19 protein-coding genes, 1 tRNA gene and 1 riboswitch are annotated in these 17,007 nt (G+C 70.8%); of the genes, 7 read left to right on the forward strand and 13 right to left on the reverse strand.

The annotated features are described in order from the left end of the window. The first annotated feature begins 14 nt into the window (after positions 1 to 14). A complete protein-coding gene (gene proP / locus CP982_RS17155; protein WP_150511344.1) occupies positions 15 to 1,541 on the forward strand; it encodes a glycine betaine/L-proline transporter ProP in 1,527 nt (508 codons plus the stop codon). A gap of 47 nt (positions 1,542 to 1,588) precedes the next feature. Further along, positions 1,589 to 1,672 (forward strand) — tRNA-Leu (locus tag CP982_RS17160). 96 nt (positions 1,673 to 1,768) lie between these two features. Here CP982_RS17160 and rdgB read toward each other — a convergent pair. The 4 genes from rdgB to CP982_RS17180 form a co-directional block, all read right to left on the reverse strand. Then, positions 1,769 to 2,371, reverse strand: coding sequence for an RdgB/HAM1 family non-canonical purine NTP pyrophosphatase (gene rdgB, locus CP982_RS17165; RefSeq protein ID WP_150511345.1), 603 nt, complete (start codon positions 2,369 to 2,371; stop codon positions 1,769 to 1,771). Between the two features lie 69 nt (positions 2,372 to 2,440). Next, positions 2,441 to 2,839, reverse strand: coding sequence for a hypothetical protein (locus CP982_RS17170; protein ID WP_144003670.1), 399 nt, complete (start codon positions 2,837 to 2,839; stop codon positions 2,441 to 2,443). A gap of 124 nt (positions 2,840 to 2,963) precedes the next feature. Continuing rightward, positions 2,964 to 3,695 (reverse strand): ribonuclease PH, encoded by a 732-nt coding sequence (gene rph / locus CP982_RS17175; RefSeq protein ID WP_150511346.1) that lies wholly within the window; start codon positions 3,693 to 3,695, stop codon positions 2,964 to 2,966. Between the two features lie 144 nt (positions 3,696 to 3,839). Continuing rightward, a complete protein-coding gene (locus tag CP982_RS17180; protein ID WP_107417711.1) occupies positions 3,840 to 4,073 on the reverse strand; it encodes a PTS sugar transporter subunit IIB in 234 nt (77 codons plus the stop codon). Positions 4,074 to 4,295: 222 nt separating this feature from the next. On the opposite strand from CP982_RS17180, the gene CP982_RS17185 reads away from it, so the two are divergent. After that, positions 4,296 to 5,609, forward strand: coding sequence for a PTS transporter subunit EIIC (locus CP982_RS17185; RefSeq protein ID WP_150511347.1), 1,314 nt, complete (start codon positions 4,296 to 4,298; stop codon positions 5,607 to 5,609). Positions 5,610 to 5,838: 229 nt separating this feature from the next. Next, positions 5,839 to 7,089, forward strand: coding sequence for a PTS transporter subunit EIIC (locus CP982_RS17190; RefSeq protein WP_150511348.1), 1,251 nt, complete (start codon positions 5,839 to 5,841; stop codon positions 7,087 to 7,089). Between the two features lie 94 nt (positions 7,090 to 7,183). Here the strand turns inward: CP982_RS17190 and CP982_RS17195 are convergent, their stop codons facing one another. Further along, positions 7,184 to 7,936: an MBL fold metallo-hydrolase gene (locus CP982_RS17195; RefSeq protein ID WP_150511349.1), complete on the reverse strand. Its 753-nt coding sequence runs from the start codon at positions 7,934 to 7,936 to the stop codon at positions 7,184 to 7,186. Between the two features lie 219 nt (positions 7,937 to 8,155). Here CP982_RS17195 and CP982_RS17200 point away from each other — a divergent pair, with 219 nt between their 5' ends. Both CP982_RS17200 and CP982_RS17205 read left to right on the forward strand, forming a co-directional pair. Continuing rightward, a complete protein-coding gene (locus CP982_RS17200; protein ID WP_150511350.1) occupies positions 8,156 to 9,235 on the forward strand; it encodes a hypothetical protein in 1,080 nt (359 codons plus the stop codon). Positions 9,236 to 9,260: 25 nt separating this feature from the next. After that, positions 9,261 to 9,701 carry a type II toxin-antitoxin system PemK/MazF family toxin gene (locus tag CP982_RS17205; RefSeq protein ID WP_150511351.1) on the forward strand — a complete coding sequence of 147 codons (441 nt, stop codon included), beginning with the start codon at positions 9,261 to 9,263 and terminating at the stop codon, positions 9,699 to 9,701. Positions 9,702 to 9,892: 191 nt separating this feature from the next. Here CP982_RS17205 and CP982_RS17210 read toward each other — a convergent pair whose 3' ends face one another. From CP982_RS17210 to CP982_RS17240, 8 genes are all read right to left on the reverse strand, one after another. Then, entirely contained in the window at positions 9,893 to 10,843 is a 951-nt protein-coding gene (locus CP982_RS17210; protein ID WP_150511352.1) for a PLP-dependent cysteine synthase family protein, read from the reverse strand. A gap of 16 nt (positions 10,844 to 10,859) precedes the next feature. Continuing rightward, positions 10,860 to 11,147 carry a MoaD/ThiS family protein gene (locus CP982_RS17215; RefSeq protein ID WP_150511353.1) on the reverse strand — a complete coding sequence of 96 codons (288 nt, stop codon included), beginning with the start codon at positions 11,145 to 11,147 and terminating at the stop codon, positions 10,860 to 10,862. 169 nt (positions 11,148 to 11,316) lie between these two features. Continuing rightward, positions 11,317 to 11,421: a putative leader peptide gene (locus CP982_RS43115; protein ID WP_311775236.1), complete on the reverse strand. Its 105-nt coding sequence runs from the start codon at positions 11,419 to 11,421 to the stop codon at positions 11,317 to 11,319. 92 nt (positions 11,422 to 11,513) lie between these two features. Beyond that, entirely contained in the window at positions 11,514 to 12,359 is an 846-nt protein-coding gene (locus CP982_RS17220; RefSeq protein WP_150511354.1) for an ABC transporter ATP-binding protein, read from the reverse strand. Then, positions 12,356 to 13,357 carry a FecCD family ABC transporter permease gene (locus tag CP982_RS17225; RefSeq protein WP_150515538.1) on the reverse strand — a complete coding sequence of 334 codons (1,002 nt, stop codon included), beginning with the start codon at positions 13,355 to 13,357 and terminating at the stop codon, positions 12,356 to 12,358. Before CP982_RS17225 ends, CP982_RS17220 begins: the two co-directional genes overlap by 4 nt. A gap of 53 nt (positions 13,358 to 13,410) precedes the next feature. After that, positions 13,411 to 14,373, reverse strand: coding sequence for an ABC transporter substrate-binding protein (locus CP982_RS17230; RefSeq protein ID WP_150511355.1), 963 nt, complete (start codon positions 14,371 to 14,373; stop codon positions 13,411 to 13,413). Positions 14,374 to 14,418: 45 nt separating this feature from the next. After that, a riboswitch (cobalamin riboswitch) is annotated at positions 14,419 to 14,536 on the reverse strand. Positions 14,537 to 14,538: 2 nt separating this feature from the next. Beyond that, on the reverse strand, positions 14,539 to 14,961 hold the full coding sequence (locus tag CP982_RS17235) for a M67 family metallopeptidase (RefSeq protein WP_144003682.1): 423 nt from the start codon (positions 14,959 to 14,961) through the stop codon (positions 14,539 to 14,541). 180 nt (positions 14,962 to 15,141) lie between these two features. After that, a complete protein-coding gene (locus tag CP982_RS17240) occupies positions 15,142 to 16,635 on the reverse strand; it encodes an amino acid permease (RefSeq protein WP_150511356.1) in 1,494 nt (497 codons plus the stop codon). Between CP982_RS17240 and CP982_RS41760 the strand changes: the two genes are divergently transcribed. Beyond that, positions 16,634 to 16,789 carry a hypothetical protein gene (locus CP982_RS41760; protein ID WP_161624867.1) on the forward strand — a complete coding sequence of 52 codons (156 nt, stop codon included), beginning with the start codon at positions 16,634 to 16,636 and terminating at the stop codon, positions 16,787 to 16,789. The two genes, CP982_RS17240 and CP982_RS41760, sit on opposite strands and share 2 nt — an antisense overlap. The last annotated feature ends 218 nt before the right edge of the window (positions 16,790 to 17,007 follow it).

Here is a 17,007-nt window from a genome sequence, read left to right on the forward strand (position 1 = left end):
AAAGGACTCCTTCCATGGCGGCCACCAGGCACCCGGCCGACCCCGAGGCCGACCCCCTCGCTCCCGGCGCCGACCCGGAGGCGGTGAAGCGTCACCGCCTCCTCTTCCGTACGGTCAGACGGCGCCGGAACCCACCCCTGCGGCGCACCGACATCACCGTCACCGACGACGCGGCGGTGCGCCGCGCGGTGAAGGCGGCGTCGCTGGGCAACGCCATGGAGTGGTTCGACTTCGGCATCTACAGCTATCTGGCCGTCACCATCGGACATGTCTTCTTCCCGTCCGGGAACGGCACGGTCCAGCTGCTCTCGTCGTTCGCCACCTTCGCGGTCTCGTTCCTGGTGCGGCCCCTGGGCGGGATGGTGTTCGGGCCGATGGGCGACAAGGTCGGCCGCAAGAAGGTCCTCGCCCTGACGATGATCCTGATGGCGATCGGCACCTTCGCCATCGGCCTGATCCCGAGCTACGCCGCCATCGGCTTCTGGGCCCCGGTCCTGCTGATCCTCTTCCGTCTGGTGCAGGGCTTCTCCACCGGCGGCGAGTACGGCGGCGCGTCCACGTTCATCGCCGAGTACGCGCCGGACAAGCGGCGCGGCTACTTCGGCAGCTTCCTGGAGTTCGGCACGCTCGCCGGGTACGTGGGCGCCGCGGGCCTGGTCACGATCCTCACCACCACGCTCGACGACGGCGCCATGGAGGCGTGGGGCTGGCGCGTGCCCTTCCTGGTGGCGGGCCCGCTGGGCCTGGTCGGCCTGTATCTGCGGCTGCGCCTCGACGAGACCCCGGCGTTCCAGAAGCTCACGGACGAGAGCTACCACTCCGCGTCGGACGCCGCGTCCGCCGTCGAGACCTCCGCCAAGGGGGATCTGGCCAAGATCTTCCGCGACCACTGGCCGACGCTGATCCTGTGCGTCGCCCTGGTCGGCGCGTACAACGTCACCGACTACATGCTCCTGTCGTACATGCCGACGTACCTCACCGACGAGCTGGGCTACGACGACACGCACGGTCTCGTGATCCTCATCGTGACGATGCTGGTGCTGATGCTGGTGATCAACCGGGTCGGTGTCCTGTCCGACCGCTTCGGCCGCAAGCCGCTGCTGATGACCGGAATGGTGGGCTTCCTGGTGCTTTCAGCCCCGGCGTTCCTGCTGATCAAGCAGGGTGCGCTGATCGCGGTCGCGGCGGGCATGCTGATGCTCGGCCTGTCCCTGGTGTGTCTGCTCGGCACCATGTCCGCGACGCTGCCGGCGCTGTTCCCGACACCGGTGCGCTACGGCTCGCTCTCGGTGGGCTACAACCTCTCCGCCTCGCTGTTCGGCGGCACCGCGCCGCTGGTGATCACCGCCCTGATCAGCCTCACGGGCTCGGACATGATGCCCGCCTACTACTCGATGGCGGCCGCCGCCGTCGGCATCGTCGCGGTCGCCTGCATGAAGGAGACGGCGCAGCGGCCGCTCAGCGGCTCGCCGCCGTGCGTCGAGACCCAGGAGGAGGCCGCCGACCTGGTCGAAGCGCGGGCGGCGGTGCCCAAGTTCTGACTCCGCCCGGCGACCGCGGGCGGGCGCCCATTACGATGGGGCGGCACGCGGCCGTGGTGGAATTGGCAGTCACGCTGGGTTTAGGTCCCAGTGGGGTAACACCCGTGAGGGTTCGAGTCCCTCCGGCCGCACTCACGCGAAGGGCCGACGGGCCCATCGGACGCAGACGTACGAAAGGGCGCCCCCGCCGCACGCGGGGGCGCCCTTTCGCCGTCTGTGCGCGCCGGTCAGCCGAGCAGTTCCCGCACCACCGGCACGAGGGCGCGGAACGCCTCGCCGCGGTGGCTGATCGCGTTCTTCTCGTCGGGCGTCAGCTCGGCGCAGGTCCGGGTGTCGCCCTCGGGCTGGAGGACCGGGTCGTAGCCGAAGCCGTTGGTGCCCGCGGGGGCGTGGCGCAGGGTGCCGCGCAGCCGGCCCTCGACGACCCGCTCGGTGCCGTCGGGCAGGGCGAGCGCCGCGGCGCAGGCGAAGTGCGCGCCGCGGTGGGCCTCGTCGATGTCGCCGAGCTGGGCGAGCAGCAGGTCCAGATTGGCCCGGTCGTCGCCGTGGCGTCCGGCCCAGCGCGCGGAGAAGATGCCGGGCGCCCCGCCGAGCACGTCGACGCAGAGCCCGGAGTCGTCGGCGACCGCGGGCAGACCGGTGGCCTGCGCCAGGGCGTGCGCCTTGAGCAGGGCGTTCTCGGCGAAGGTGACCCCGGTCTCCTTGACGTCGGGGATCTCGGGGTAGGCGTCCGCGCCGACGAGTTCGTGGTCGAGGCCCGCGGCGGCGAGGATCGCCCGCAGCTCGGTGACCTTGTGGGCGTTGCGGGTGGCGAGGATGAGACGGGTCATGGGACCAGTATCCGTCCCGTCGCCGGGACCCGGTCGCACGGCCGGCGGGTGCCCCGCCGCCCCGCCGCGTCAGCTCGTGCAGGCCTTGGTGACCTTGCCCGCGGCGTTCGCCATCGGGCGGAGGTCCGGCGTCTTGTCGCCGTTGTCGACGGCCTTCTCGACGTTGTCGACGGCCTTCTGCATCTCGTCGACGGCTTCGCTGATGTCCTCGTCGTCCTCGTGGTCCCTGCGGATGTCGTCGAGGTCGCCCCTGATCTTGTCGAAGCGCTTCTCGGACTTCCGGTCCGGGTAGAGGACCGCGTCCTGGGCCGCCTGCCGCAGGGCATCGGCGCCGTCCGAGACGGCGTCGGCTGCCTTGACGCAGTCGACGGCGTCCTTCGGGTCGCAGGCGACCAGGCCGAGCGTCGCGGGGACGGCGATGAGAGCGGTGGTTATGGCGACGGTGACACGGCGGTGGCGCACGGCCATGGATGGTTCCCTCCCGTTATGCGGTGTGCGAGCGCGCGGTCGTACCCGCACGCTCCACCTCATAGAACGCCCGTGGTCGGCGGGACGGTTGCTCGCCGGGAGACGAACCCCTTTACATCGACGGCTACTTGGCCGAATCCAGTGCCTGAAGCTGGAGCGCGGTCAGCTCCGCGCAGCCCCCGACGGCCAGGTCGAGCAGGGCGTTCAGCTCGTCGCGCGCGAACGGCTCGGCCTCCGCGGTGCCCTGCACCTCGACGAACCGGCCATCGCCGGTGCACACCACGTTCATGTCGGTGTCGGCCTTCACGTCTTCTTCGTAGGCGAGGTCGAGCAGCGGCACGCCGCCGACGATGCCGACGGACACGGCGCTGACGGTGCCGGTCAGCGGCTTGCGGCCGGGCTTGATGAGCTTCTTGCCCTGCGCCCAGGTGACGGCGTCGGCGAGCGCGACGTACGCGCCGGTGATGGCGGCGGTGCGGGTGCCGCCGTCGGCCTGGAGGACGTCGCAGTCGAGGACGATGGTGTTCTCGCCGAGCGCCTTGTAGTCGATGACGGCGCGCAGCGAGCGGCCGATGAGGCGGGAGATCTCGTGGGTGCGGCCGCCGATCTTGCCGCGGACGGACTCGCGGTCGCCGCGGGTGTTGGTGGAGCGCGGCAGCATCGAGTACTCGGCGGTGACCCACCCCTCGCCGCTGCCCTTGCGCCAGCGGGGCACGCCCTCCGTGACGGAGGCCGTGCAGAAGACCTTGGTGTCACCGAAGGAGACGAGGACGGAGCCCTCGGCGTGCTTGCTCCACCCCCGCTCGATGGAGATGGGACGAAGCTGTTCGGGGGTGCGACCGTCGAATCGAGACATGCGGTGAGCCTATCCGGCGCCGGGGCCCCCGTTCATCGGCCTGCGGCCTCGTCGAAACGGCGGTCGGCGGCGCCCCGCGACAGCGTGAAGGCCCCGTTCCGGTCAGGGGGAACGGGGCCTTCACGGGACCGGCAGGGCCCGGTCTCACATCATGTCTTCGATCTCCGCCGCGATCGGGTCCGCGTCCGTGCCGATGACGACCTGGATCGCCGTGCCCATCTTCACGACGCCGTGCGCGCCCGCGGCCTTCAGGGCCGCCTCGTCGACCAGGCCCGGGTCGTTGACCTCCGTGCGGAGACGGGTGATGCAGCCCTCGACCTCTTCGATGTTGTCGATGCCGCCGAGCCCGGCAACGATCTTCTCAGCCTTGCTGGCCATTGCTTACTCCCTGCTGTGAAAGGACGCGGCCACGACACCGTAGGTCCGCTTTGTCACGGTAACGCACGGTTGGCCCATCTTCGCGGGCGGTCACGGCAGCCGCACCCCATCATGACGATCAAGGTGTCGTCCCTGACCAGGGGGCCGCCGCACACTCGCCCGCAACTGGTCTACACCAGTTTTCAACGACCGCCAAACTGGCCGGTTCCAGGAGGAACGCCGATGAGTTCGGACGCCGCCGCGGTGCCGCAGAAGAAGTGGTGGAACGGCCTCTTCCAAGGCCTGCAGAAAATGGGCCGCAGCCTCCAGCTGCCCATCGCCGTGCTGCCCGCCGCCGGCATCCTGAACCGGCTCGGCCAACCGGACGTCTTCGGCGACGACGGCCTGGGCTGGACGAACGTGGCCAAGGTCTTCGCGGCCGCGGGCGGCGCCCTGCTCGACTCCTCGCTCGGCCTGCCGCTCCTGTTCTGCATCGGCGTGGCGATCGGCATGGCGAAGAAGGCGGACGGCTCCACCGCGCTCGCCGCCGTCGCGGGCTTCCTCGTCTACTACGCGGTGCTCCGCGCCTTCCCCGAGGACTGCGCCGCCGGGGCCGACTTCGCGGGCGCCGGGATGTGGAGCGGGGTGTGCGTGGCCGAGGACGGCACCTCGGCGCAGGCCGCGTACCAGAACCCAGGGGTCTTCGGCGGCATCGTGATGGGCCTGCTGTCGGCCTGGTTCTGGCAGCGCTACCACCGGGTGCGCCTGGTGGACTGGCTCGGCTTCTTCAACGGCCGCCGCCTGGTGCCGATCATCATGGCCTTCATCGGCCTGGTCTTCGCGGGCCTGTGCGTCTGGGTCTGGCCGCCCATCGGCGACGGGCTCACCAGCTTCTCCAAGTGGCTGGTGGACCTCGGCTGGCTGGGCTCGGGCATCTTCGGCGTGGCCAACCGCGCGCTGCTCACGATCGGCCTGCACCAGTTCCTGAACACGTTCGTCTGGTTCCAGTTCGGCGACTTCACCAAGCCCGACGGCACCGTGGTGCACGGCGACATCAACCGCTTCCTCGCCGGGGACCCGACGGCGGGCCAGTTCACCTCGGGCTTCTTCCCGATCATGATGTTCGCGCTGCCCGCCGCCGCGCTCGCCATCACGCACGCGGCCCGCCCCGAGCGCCGCAAGGTCGTCGGCGGCATGATGCTCTCGGTCGGCCTGACCTCCTTCGTCACCGGCATCACCGAGCCGATCGAGTACTCCTTCCTCTTCATCGCCCCGGTCCTGTACGCGATCCACGCGGTGCTCACCGGCGTCTCGATGGCGGTGACGTGGGCGCTCGGTGTGAAGGACGGCTTCAGCTTCTCGGCGGGCCTCATCGACTACGTCATCAACTGGAGCCTGGCCACCAAGCCCTGGCTGATCATCCCGATCGGTCTGGTCTTCGCGGTCGTCTACTACGCTTTGTTCCGCTTCGTCATCCACAAGTTCGACCTGCCCACCCCGGGCCGCGAACCGGAAGAAGAGGCAAAGGCGTTGGACGCAGAACAGACCAAGGCGTAGGACTCAAGCGGAACCCCGCTCAGAGCCTCCTGAAAGGCCCTCGGACCCTCTGGTCCCGGGGCCTTTCGCCATGCTTGTGACGGTATGGCCCAGCCCACAGGAATCGCGGGTTCCTTATGCCGCCTTGACCGTGTTACAACAGGTCTACACCACTGAGTGGTGTAGACCACCTGGATGCTGTCGCACCCCCCGAACTGTCCCCTGACAGCACCCGTACATGGAGGAAGTCATGAGTACGGCCACCGCCAAGGCGGCGCCCGCGAAGAAGCGGAGCGCCGGCCTTCTGCAGGGTCTGCAGAAGGTCGGCCGCAGCCTGCAGCTGCCCATCGCCGTGCTGCCCGCCGCGGGCATCCTGCTGCGCCTCGGCCAGCCGGACGTGTTCGGCGCGGACGGCCTGGGCTGGGGCAAGGTCGCCACGGTGTTCGCCAACGCCGGTGACGCCGTGTTCGCGAACATGCCGATGCTGTTCTGCATCGGTGTCGCGATCGGCTTCGCGAAGAAGGCGGACGGCTCCACAGCCCTCGCCGCGCTCGTCGGCTTCCTGGTCTACACGAACGTCCTGAAGGCGTTCCCGGTAACCGAACTGAAGATCACCAAGGGGGCCGACGTCGCCGCGACGTACAACGACCCCAAGGTCTTCGGCGGCATCATCATGGGTCTGATCTCGGCCGTGGTGTGGCAGAAGTTCCACCGCACCAAGCTGGTGGACTGGCTCGGCTTCTTCAACGGCCGCCGTCTGGTGCCGATCATCATGGCCTTCATCGGCACCGCCCTGGGCGTCTTCTTCGGCCTGTGCTGGGGCCCGGTCGGCGACGCGATCACCAACTTCGGCGAGTGGATGACCGGCCTCGGCTCCATCGGCGCCGGCGTCTTCGGCGTGGTCAACCGCGGGCTGCTCCCGGTCGGCATGCACCAGTTCGTGAACACCGTCGCCTGGCAGGAGATCGGCTCCTTCACCGACTCCGCGGGCGCCGTCTGGCACGGCGACATCCAGCGCTTCATGCACGGCGACCCGACCGCGGGTCAGTTCATGTCCGGCTTCTTCCCGATCATGATGTTCGCGCTGCCCGCCGTCGCGCTCGCCATCACGCACACCGCACGCCCCGAGCGCCGCAAGGTCGTCGGCGGCATGATGATGTCCCTCGCGCTCACCTCGTTCGTCACCGGCATCACCGAGCCGATCGAGTTCGCGTTCATGTTCATCGCCCCGGCCCTGTACGTGATCCACGCGGTCCTCACCGCCGTCGCCATGACGGTCACCTGGGCGCTCGGCGTGCACCACGGCTTCACCTTCTCCGCCGGTGCCATCGACTACGTCCTGAACTGGAAGTTCGCCGACAAGCCCTGGATGATCATCCCGATCGGCCTCGTCTTCGCGGCCGTCTACTACGTGGTCTTCCGCTTCGCGATCGTCAAGTTCAACATCCCCACCCCGGGCCGTGAGCCCGAGGAGGAGATCGAGGACCTGACGAAGGCGTAGCCTCTCGGACCGCTCGAAGGCCCCGGAACCGCTTGGTTCTGGGGCCTTCGTCGTGGTGCCTGCGGGCGCCGCGGGGGCGTATCGATACAGCGCCTCAGAGCTGGTACGACGCTCCGGGCGCGGCCAGCTCCGTGGGTCCTTCGAACACGGCGCGGGCGTCCGCGAGGTTCACCGCCGGGTCCGTCCACGGCGGGATGTGGGTGAGGACCAGGCGCCCGACGCCCGCGCGCCGGGCGGACTCGCCCGCCTCGCGGCCGTTGAGGTGCAGGTCCGGGATGTCCTCCTTGCCGTGCGTGAACGCGGCCTCGCACAGGAAGAGGTCGGTGCCCGTGGCGAGCTCGTCGAGCGCCTCGCAGGGCCCCGTGTCGCCGGAGTACGTGAGCGATCTGCCGCCGTGCTCGACGCGCACGCCGTACGCCTCGACCGGGTGGCAGACCTTCTCGGTGCGCACCGAGAACGGGCCGATGTCGAAGGTGCCCGGCTTGACCGTGTGGAAGTCGAAGACCTCGCTCATCGACGACGCGGAGGGCGTGTCGGCGTACGCCGTGGTCAGGCGCTGCTCGGTGCCCTCGGGGCCGTACACCGGGATGGGCGCGCAGCGGCCGCCCTCGTGCCGGTAGTAACGGGCCACGAAGTACGCGCACATGTCGATGCAGTGGTCGGCGTGCAGATGGCTGAGGAAGATCGCGTCGAGGTCGTACAGACCGATGTGGCGCTGCAGCTCGCCCAGGGCGCCGTTGCCCATGTCGAGCAGCAGCCGGAAGCCGTCGGCCTCGACGAGGTAGCTCGAGCAGGCCGAGTCCGCGGACGGAAACGACCCCGAGCAGCCGACGACGGTGAGCTTCATATAGCTGGAACCTCCGCGCTGGCGGTCGGGGGAATTCAGGGGCGTGCGGTCCGACGAGCGTAAGGCGCGAAACGGCACCCCGCTCCTCCGTCGTGGGCCGTTGTGGGCGAACTCACCTGGGCTGTCACCGGTTCGGGGGGCCGGGCGGGCGTGGGGTGGCGGGGGACAATGGGCGGGAAGGTTTTGGCGGTGTTCCGGAGGGCTGAGGAAGTGTCGGGGATGGCGGGGCGGACGGGGACGGGACCCGGTCGGTGGCGGGCGGTGCTCGCGGTCTGCTCCGGCCTGGTGCTCCTGCTGGTCCCCGCCGGATTCCTGGCCGCCGTGCCGGGCGCGCTCGCGCGGGGCGACGCTTATGCCTCAGCGCCCGCCTGCACGGCCGGGGCCCGGCCGGACTCGTGCACGACGACGGTGGCCGCGACCGTCGCGGGCACCGAGGAGGAGGGCCGCGGCCGGAAGGTCGACCACTGGCTCCGGGTCACCGAGCGGGGCGACGGCCGGACCCGGCGCGTGCACATGTCCGGATCGCGCCTCTACGACGTCGTGCGCGCCGGGGACCGGGTGTCCCTGACGTACTGGCGCGGCGAGATCCGCACCGTGCGGTTCGGGTCCGCCGCCGAGGAGACCGACGCCTCGCCCGCCGACGACTGGCGGCTGCCCCTGGGCATCGGCCTGCTGGGGCTGCCCATCGGGCTCGGCGTCCTGGGCACGGTCTGGTGGTGGCGCCGGAGCTACGCCGCCGCGGCGCACGCCAGCCCCTGGCAGCTCGGGGTGGGGTTGGTGGCCGGGGCGCTGCTCGGCTGCACCGGGTTCGTCGCGGGCCAGGTCTGCCCGTCCGTGCCCGCCGCCCTGCTGGTCACGGCCTTCGGGGTGCCCCCGGTGGCGGTGCTGACCGGCCTGGTCGCGTGGCTGACGCGGCGGCGGGAGCGGCGTGCCGTCGACACCAGCGACATCGTCGCGGTGCCGCCCGCCGGGAGGCGGTGCGTGCGCGCGGCCGTGCTCGGGGACGTGCCCTACCGCGTGGACGGCTTCGACCATCTGGTCGTCGGGGACGGGCCGCCCGCGGTGACGCCCGACCCCGACGGGCGCGTCGCCCGCAGGCCGCTGCCGCCGTCGCTGACCGTGTGCGGGGTGCGGGCGCCGCTCCCCGACGACCCCGGGCTCTGGGGAGGCGGCGGCACGTACGACACCGTCGTCATCGAGTGCCGCGACGGTGAGGCGACGGTGCTCCTCGCCCTCGCCCGCGAGGACGCTCCCGTGGTCCTCGGCGCACTCCGGGAGTCCGCGCGGGCGGCGGGCTGAGGCGCGCGCCGGTACCGTCGGTGCCATGGACACGTCGTGGTGGCCGGCGCTCGCCGCGGTCGTCGTGCTCGCGCTCGTGGCCGCCGTGGTCGACGGGTGGGGGCGCGGGCGCCGCTCGCGCGGGGCGGGGCGGAGTCCCCGGCGCCCCGCGCCGGACACCTCGGACGCCCCGGGCCTGCCGCGGGCGGCGGAGATCTGGTGGGCCGTGGCCGACGAGGCCGAGCGGCCCTTCCTCGTCCTGTCCGTACGCGGTGACGTCGTGCGCGTCGCGACCATCACCACGCGGTTCCACGAGGAGCAGGCCGGGGTGATTCCGCTGCCGCCCGGGGCCGTCGGGGACGTGCGGGGGCGGGCCAGCTTCCTGGAGCCGGAGGGGGTGCGGGAGCTGTGGGCCGGGGACTTCCGGCGGCGGGCGGGAGTGGTGGACCCGACGCTGTGGGACCAGGTCCGGTACCTGGGCGGCTGATCCCTCCCGCCCTTTCGGCGCTCCGCGCCTCGTCCTCAAACGCCGGACGGGCTGGAATTCTCCGGTGCGGGCCGGAGGTCCCCTGCGGGCCGCAGACGGGATCCGGTCCGCACCGGCAACGATTCAAGCCCGTCCGGCGTTTGAGGACGAGGCCGAAGGCCGATCGACCGGTTCCAGGGCGCCCCCCCGGGCTACGCCCAGAGTTGGCCCTGGACCGTTGCGATGGCCTCCTCCGTCGTGGCTGCCGTGTACAGGCCCGTCGAGAGGTACTTCCAGCCGCCGTCGGCCACGACGAAGACGATGTCGGCCTGCTCCCCCGCCTTGAGGGCCTTGCGGCCGACGCCGATGGCCGCGTGCAGGGCCGCGCCGGTGGAGACGCCCGCGAAGATGCCCTCCTCCCTGAGCAGCTCGCGCGTGCGGGTCACCGCGTCGGCGGAGCCGACCGAGAAGCGGGTGGTGAGGACCGACTCGTCGTACAGCTCGGGGACGAAGCCCTCGTCGAGGTTGCGCAGGCCGTAGACCAGGTCGTCGTAGCGCGGCTCCGCCGCGACGATCTTCACGTCGGGCTTGTGCTCGCGCAGATAGCGGCCGGCGCCCATGAGGGTGCCGGTGGTGCCGAGCCCGGCCACGAAGTGGGTGATCGAGGGCAGGTCGGCGAGGATCTCGGGGCCGGTGGTGGCGTAGTGGGCGCCCGCGTTGTCCGGGTTGCCGTACTGGTAGAGCATCACCCAGTCGGGGTGCTCGGCCGCCAGCTCCTTGGCGACGCGCACGGCGGTGTTGGAGCCCCCCGCCGCGGGCGACGAGATGATCTCGGCGCCCCACATCGTGAGCAGGTCGCGCCGCTCACGGGAGGTGTTCTCCGGCATGACGCACACGATGCGGTAGCCCTTGAGCCCGGCCGCCATGGCGAGGGAGATGCCGGTGTTGCCCGAGGTCGGTTCGAGGATGGTGCAGCCGGGCGTCAACCGGCCGTCCTTCTCGGCCTGTTCGACCATGTGGAGCGCGGGCCGGTCCTTGATGGAGCCGGTCGGATTGCGGTCCTCCAGCTTGGCCCAGACGCGGACCTCGGCGGACGGGGACAGGCGCGGGAGGCGGACCAGCGGCGTGTTGCCGACGGCCGCGAGCGGGGAGTCGTAACGCATGCGGCGGCCGCGGCCGTCAGACCATGCCGCCCGCGACGGCGGGCAGGATCGTGACGCTGTCGCCGTCGGTGAGCTTGGTGGACACGCCGTCCAGGAAGCGGACGTCCTCGTCGTTCAGGTACACGTTCACGAACCGGCGCAGTCCGTTGCCCTTGTCCTTGTCGACGAGGCGCTCCTGGATGCCCGCGTGCCGGGTCTCGAGGTCGGCGAAGAGGGCGGCGATGGTGTCGCCGTTGCCCTCGACGGCCTTCTCGCCGCCGGTGTAGGTGCGGAGGATGGTCGGGATGCGGACCTCGATGGCCATGGCGATGGGCTCCTGTCGGGAGGGTCGGTTCGGACGCGTTCCGGGGCGGGGCCCGGGTGGTGCGGGAACTGCGAGAGGTGCGAGAGCCGCGTGGAGCGCGGGGCGTCGGGGCGCCCGGCGCCCGGGCGAGCGGCGCCTCCGGCTCGGCGGAGCGGGGCGCGGCGGCGCCTCAGCGCCGACAGATGGCGCTGGCGAGACGGCACAGGTCGACGTGCAGCCGGCCGACGAGCAGGGCGCCCGGCGTCGTATGGATGCTCACGTCGTTCGAAACCATGGGGTCATCGTATCGATTCCCGGTCCGGGTCCCGGAATGTGATCTCGGATACCGGACGGATCCGGCTCGGCACCCGGACACGGGATGGCCGCTCAGGGCGCGGGAACGCGCCGCGAGGGGCCCGGCAGATAGGTGACGGTGGGCGCTCCGGTGGCCGGATGGACGGCCACCTCGGCGGTGACGCCGTACACCTCCGCGAGGAGTTCGCTGGTCAGGACCTCGGTCGGAGGCCCTGACGCGACGACGCGGCCGCCGTCGAGCACGTACAGGCGGTCGCAGTAGTACGCGGCCAGGGTCAGGTCGTGCAGGGCCAGCAGATTCGCCGTGCCGAGCTCCTGGACCAGGCCGAGGATCTCCAGCTGGTAGCGGATGTCGAGGTGGTTGGTGGGCTCGTCGAGCACGAGGACGGCGGGCTCCTGCACCAGCGCGCGGGCGAGCAGCGCGCGTTGGCGCTCGCCGCCGGAGAGCTGGCCGAAGGGGCGGTCGGCGAGGCCCGCCGCGCCGACGCGCTCCAGGGCGTCGGCCACCAGGGCCCGGTCGGCGGCGTTGTCGGCCTCCCAGAAGCGCTTGTGCGGGGAGCGACCCATGGCCACGACCTGGCGGACGGTGAGCTCGAAGCCCGCGTGTCCGTCCTGCGGCACGGTGGCCACGCGGCGGGCCCGCGCCTTGACCCCGGCCTCGGCCAGGTCCACGCCGTCGAGCAGGACCCGCCCCGCGGTGGCGGCGAGCGCGCCGTAGACGCAGCGGAGCAGCGTCGTCTTGCCGCTGCCGTTGGGGCCGACGAGGCCGACCGTCTCCCCCGCCGGGACGGCGAGCGAGACGCCGTCGACGAGACGGCGGCCGGACGGGGCGTCGTACGTGAGGTCCTCGACGCGCAGCCACGCGGCGCCGGGCACCGCGCCCCGCTCGTCGGCCGGCGGCCGCCGGGTGTCCGTCATGCCGTCACTCCCTCGCGCGCCCGGCCCCGGCGCAGCTGCCACAGGAAGAACGGGCCGCCGGTGAGCGCGGTGAGCACGCCCACGGGGATGTCCTGCGGCGCCGCAAGGGTGCGCGCCGCGAGGTCGGCGACGACCAGGAACACCGCGCCCATCATGGCCGCCACCGGGAGCAGCGCCCGGTGTCCTGCGCCGACCAGCATCCGGGCCGCGTGCGGCACCATCAGGCCGACGAAGCCGATGGCCCCGCTGTGCGCGACGAGGACGCCGGTGAGGAGCGAGGCGAGCACGAAGACGCCCGCGCGGAACCGGGCCGTGTCCAGGCCGAGGACGGTGGCGCCCTCCTCCCCGACGAGCAGCAGGTCGAGCGGCCGGGCGAGCGCCAGAAGCACGGCCGTGCCGAGCGCGAGCACGGTCAGGGGCACGGCGAGCGTGTCCCAGCGGGCGCTGCCGAGGCCGCCGAGGGTCCAGTACAGGACTTCCTGGAGGTGGTCGGCGCGGGCCGAGACCACCAGGATCAGGCTGGTCAGGGCGGACAGGATGTAGGAGACGGCCACGCCCGCGAGGACCAGGCGGCCGGTGGTGAAGCCGCCGCCGGGCTCGCGGGCGAGCGCGTACACCACGACCAGGGCGAGGAACGCGCCCACGAAGGACGCCGCCGGGATCGTCACCGTGATGGCCAGGCCCGCGCCCCAGCCGAGCACGATCACGCCGACCGCGCCCGCGGAGGCGCCGGAGGAGACGCCGAGCAGGAAGGGGTCGGCCAGCGGGTTGCGGACCAGGGCCTGGAGGGCGGTGCCGATGACGGCGAGACCCGCGCCCACGGCGGCCCCGAGCAGGACCCGGGGCAGGCGGACGTCCAGGACGATGGTGCGGAACGGGGACGGGTCCTCGGCCCGGCCCGTGAGGATGTCGAAGACGTCGGCGTACGGGATCTTGACGGAGCCGTATGTCAGCGCGGCGGTACCTGCGGCCGCGAGGGCGAGGACGAGCACGGCCATGAGGGTGGTGTAGCGGACCTTGCCGGGTGGCCCGGCAAGCCTCTCGGCGGGGGTCACCGCAGCTGCTCCGAGAGCTTCTTCACCGCCCCTGGTGCGCGTACGCCGAGGACCACGTCCGACAGGGGAAGGACCGCGAAGCGCTTGTTCTTGATGGCGGGGACGTCCTTGAGGGCGGGGTCGTCGAGGAGGCGCTTCTTCTTCTGGGCCACGGTCATCGCGCCGTAGTCGTAGATGAGGACGACGTCGGGGCGGCGGTCGACCACCGTCTCCCAGGAGGCGTCGCCGAAGGGCTTGTCGAGGTCGGCCATCACGTTGCGGCCGCCCGCGCGCTCGATGATGTCGTTGCCGATGCCCTTGCCGCCCGCGGTGAAGGCGGTCTTGTCGCCGCTGTCGTAGACGAAGACCGACGGGGCCTTGGCGCCCTTGGCCCTCTTCGCGGCGCCGGCCAGCTCGGCCTCGGCCGCGCGCACCCACTTCTCGGCGCGGTCGCGGACGCCGAAGGTGGCACCGGTCTCGCGCACCTCGCGGTAGACGTCGTCCATGGTGACGGGCTTCTTGGCGCAGCCCTCGATGTTCAGACGGCTCTTGACGCCGGACTTGGCGAGGGCCTCGCGGGAGCGGCCCTGGCCCGCGGCGAAGGCGCTCGCGTAGCCGCCGTAGACGAAGTCGGGGTTCGCGGCGAGGAGCTTCTCGTACGAGGGGTACTCCTTGGCGAGCACCGGCAGGGCCTTGTAGGCCTTCTCGTAGGCGGGGAGCACCTTGTCGTCGAGGTAGGCGGTCCCGGCGATGCGGTCCTTGAGGCCCAGTTCCAGGAGGACTTCCGTGGCGTGCTGGTTCATGGGGACGGCGCGCTCGGGGGGCGCCTGGTACGTCGTCTTCACACCGCAGTTGGTGACGGTGTACGGGAATCCGGCCGCCTTGGGCTTCCCGGCCGGGTCGTCGTCGCCGGACGACGACGAGCAGGCCGTGAGCGGGAGCAGGGTCGCCGCGGCGACGAGCAGCACGCGGATGCGCATGACTGTGCGGTCCTCCTCCAGGGGATTTCCGCGTCCCCTGCGTCAAGTGGGAGGAGGCGGCAGGTCAGTTCCTGACTCCCGGCACGCGCGCGTGCCGGTCACAGTGGCGGGACCGCGCCGGACTCACACCGGCTTCCTGGGGTCCTGCCGCCTCGAAGGTCGGGATCAGTATGCCTGTACGACCTGGACGTCCTCCTCGGTGACCTCCCCGTCCACGATGCGGAACGAGCGGAACTGGAAGGGGCCCGCGTCGTCGGCGTCGGCGGTGGACACCAGGACGTAGTGGGCGCCGGGCTCGTTCGCGTACGAGATGTCCGTGCGGGAGGGGTAGGCCTCCGTGGCCGTGTGCGAGTGGTAGATCACGACGGGCTCCTCGTCGCGGTCGTCCAGGTCGCGGTAGAGCTTGAGCAGGTCCGACGAGTCGAACTCGTAGAACGTGGGCGAGCGGGCCGCGTTCAGCATCGGCACGAACCGCTCGGGGCGGTCCGTGCCCGCCGGGCCCGCGACGACGCCGCACGCCTCGTCGGGGTGGTCCTTGCGCGCGTGCGCGACGATCTCGTCGCGCAGGGCCTGGGTGATGGTCAGCATGTGGGCCAGGATAAGCAGCACGGACGTACGAAAGGGCCGCCGCGTACCACCATGTGGTACACGACGGCCCGCATCGTGGGCAGCGCCCCGAAGGGGCGCGGGACTGCGTCTCCATGCGGCTCCGCCGCGTGGGCGCGACCAGCCACAGACGGCCCGCAGATCCAGCGAAGCGCTGAGAGGTCAGTCCTTGGTGACAGGCGTCGCGGCAGCGGCGCCATGCTCACGCTTCTTGAAGGCCGCAGCCTCAGGGTTGCGGCTCTTGAGGACCAGGTAGGACACACACAGGATGGCGGCCCAGATCGGGGCGCAGTACAGGGAGATCCGCGCGTCCTTGTCGATGCCCATCATCACGATGACCATGCCGATGAAGGCGAGCGCGAACCAGCTCGTGTACGGGGCGCCCGGGGCGCGGAAGGTGGACTGCGGGACGATGCCGCGGTCGGCCTTGCGGCGGTAGTTGATCTGGGAGACCAGGATCATGATCCAGGCCCACATGCCGGAGATCGTGGCGAAGGAGACGACGTAGTTGAACGCCTCGCCCGGCCACTGGTAGTTGATCCACACGCCGACGAGCATGAGCGCGGCGGAGGCGGTGGTGCCGACGAGCGGCAGGCCGTTCTTGGTGAGCTTGGTGAAGAACTTCGGGCCCTGGCCGTTGAGCGCGAGGTCGCGCAGCATGCGGCCGGTGGAGTACATGCCCGAGTTGCAGGAGGAGAGCGCGGCCGTCAGGACCACGAAGTTCACGATCGCGGCGCCGATGCCGAGGCCCATCTTCTCGAAGGCCGCGACGAACGGGGAGACACCGGGCTGGAAGTGCGTCCACGGCACGACCGAGAGGATCATGATCAGGGCGCCGACGTAGAAGACGGCGATGCGCCACGGCACGGTGTTGATCGCCTTGGGCAGGGTCTTCTTCGGGTCCTTGGACTCACCCGCGGTGACGCCGACCAGCTCCACGGCGAGGAAGGCGAACATCACGATCTGGAGGGTCATCAGCGTGTTGCCGATGCCGTTGGGGAAGAAGCCGCCGTTGTCCCACAGGTGCGAGACGGACGCGGTGTCACCGGCGTCGGAGAAGCCGATGGTGAGGATGCCGGCACAGATCAGGATCATGCCGATGATGGCCGTGACCTTGACCATCGAGAACCAGAACTCCAGCTCACCGAAGAGCTTCACGGAGATGAGGTTGGCGCCGTACAGGATGACGGTGAAGATCAGCGCGTAGGCCCATTGTGGAACGGAGCCGTGTGTCCAGTACTGCATGTACTGGGCGGCCGCCGTGACTTCGGTGATGCCGGTGACGACCCAGAAGAGCCAGTACGTCCAACCGGTCACGAACCCGAAGAAGGGGCCGACGAACTCGCGGGCGTACTCCGAGAACGAGCCCGACACGGGCCGGTACATCAGGAGCTCGCCGAGCGCGCGCATGATGAAGAAGATGACGAGGCCCGCGATGGCGTACGCCAGGATGAGGCTCGGACCGGCCTTGTGGATGGCCTTGCCCGCGCCGAGGAACAGGCCGGTGCCGATGGCACCGCCGATCGCGATCATCTGGATCTGCCGGGCACCGAGCCCGCGCTGATAGCCCTCGTTCTCGCCGGACGCGTCCGCGCCCGCCACGGCCTCGTTGCCGACGTGCCCGTCGCCGTGTTCTTCGACCTGCACTGAGGTCATGGTGACGCCTTTCTCCATGCTGATCCGCGCCGCGAACTGCGGTTTCGCCGCGGACCAGGTCGTGATCCCCCGAATGGTGATGGAGTGCCGCCGACGGTCTGTCGGCCCCTGGCGTGCCGTCGGCGACATGGGTGGCGTCACCGAGCGGTCGTGAACATTTATCACGACCGTCACAGTGATCGAATGAGTCAGTTGTGGTGCACACCACAGGAAGAAGCGGACAAAGCTCCCATTGGCCTGCATACACGGACAGTGTGGTGACGCGATCGTTATCCGGATTTGAGCGTCCGTTGAGCGAACGTCCACGATCTTCAAGAAGAGGTCACACGGACGCCGGGAAACCGTCACCCGGTCCGACAGAAAACCTTCACA

The organism is Streptomyces spectabilis (genome assembly GCF_008704795.1).
GTDB classification, from domain to species: domain Bacteria; phylum Actinomycetota; class Actinomycetes; order Streptomycetales; family Streptomycetaceae; genus Streptomyces; species Streptomyces spectabilis.

What these genes read in the sequence shown, in the direction of transcription:
- proP (WP_150511344.1), top strand. Translation starts at nt 15, where the DNA reads ATGGCGGCCACCAGGCACCCGGCCGACCCCGAGGCCGACCCCCTCGCT.
- rdgB (WP_150511345.1), bottom strand. Translation starts at nt 2,371, where the DNA reads ATGACCCGTCTCATCCTCGCCACCCGCAACGCCCACAAGGTCACCGAG.
- CP982_RS17170 (WP_144003670.1), bottom strand. Translation starts at nt 2,839, where the DNA reads ATGGCCGTGCGCCACCGCCGTGTCACCGTCGCCATAACCACCGCTCTC.
- rph (WP_150511346.1), bottom strand. Translation starts at nt 3,695, where the DNA reads ATGTCTCGATTCGACGGTCGCACCCCCGAACAGCTTCGTCCCATCTCC.
- CP982_RS17180 (WP_107417711.1), bottom strand. Translation starts at nt 4,073, where the DNA reads ATGGCCAGCAAGGCTGAGAAGATCGTTGCCGGGCTCGGCGGCATCGAC.
- CP982_RS17185 (WP_150511347.1), top strand. Translation starts at nt 4,296, where the DNA reads ATGAGTTCGGACGCCGCCGCGGTGCCGCAGAAGAAGTGGTGGAACGGC.
- CP982_RS17190 (WP_150511348.1), top strand. Translation starts at nt 5,839, where the DNA reads ATGAGTACGGCCACCGCCAAGGCGGCGCCCGCGAAGAAGCGGAGCGCC.
- CP982_RS17195 (WP_150511349.1), bottom strand. Translation starts at nt 7,936, where the DNA reads ATGAAGCTCACCGTCGTCGGCTGCTCGGGGTCGTTTCCGTCCGCGGAC.
- CP982_RS17200 (WP_150511350.1), top strand. Translation starts at nt 8,156, where the DNA reads ATGGCGGGGCGGACGGGGACGGGACCCGGTCGGTGGCGGGCGGTGCTC.
- CP982_RS17205 (WP_150511351.1), top strand. Translation starts at nt 9,261, where the DNA reads ATGGACACGTCGTGGTGGCCGGCGCTCGCCGCGGTCGTCGTGCTCGCG.
- CP982_RS17210 (WP_150511352.1), bottom strand. Translation starts at nt 10,843, where the DNA reads ATGCGTTACGACTCCCCGCTCGCGGCCGTCGGCAACACGCCGCTGGTC.
- CP982_RS17215 (WP_150511353.1), bottom strand. Translation starts at nt 11,147, where the DNA reads ATGGCCATCGAGGTCCGCATCCCGACCATCCTCCGCACCTACACCGGC.
- CP982_RS43115 (WP_311775236.1), bottom strand. Translation starts at nt 11,421, where the DNA reads ATGGTTTCGAACGACGTGAGCATCCATACGACGCCGGGCGCCCTGCTC.
- CP982_RS17220 (WP_150511354.1), bottom strand. Translation starts at nt 12,359, where the DNA reads ATGACGGACACCCGGCGGCCGCCGGCCGACGAGCGGGGCGCGGTGCCC.
- CP982_RS17225 (WP_150515538.1), bottom strand. Translation starts at nt 13,357, where the DNA reads ATGGCCGTGCTCGTCCTCGCCCTCGCGGCCGCAGGTACCGCCGCGCTG.
- CP982_RS17230 (WP_150511355.1), bottom strand. Translation starts at nt 14,373, where the DNA reads ATGCGCATCCGCGTGCTGCTCGTCGCCGCGGCGACCCTGCTCCCGCTC.
- CP982_RS17235 (WP_144003682.1), bottom strand. Translation starts at nt 14,961, where the DNA reads ATGCTGACCATCACCCAGGCCCTGCGCGACGAGATCGTCGCGCACGCG.
- CP982_RS41760 (WP_161624867.1), top strand. Translation starts at nt 16,634, where the DNA reads ATGGTGACGCCTTTCTCCATGCTGATCCGCGCCGCGAACTGCGGTTTC.
- CP982_RS17240 (WP_150511356.1), bottom strand. Translation starts at nt 16,635, where the DNA reads ATGACCTCAGTGCAGGTCGAAGAACACGGCGACGGGCACGTCGGCAAC.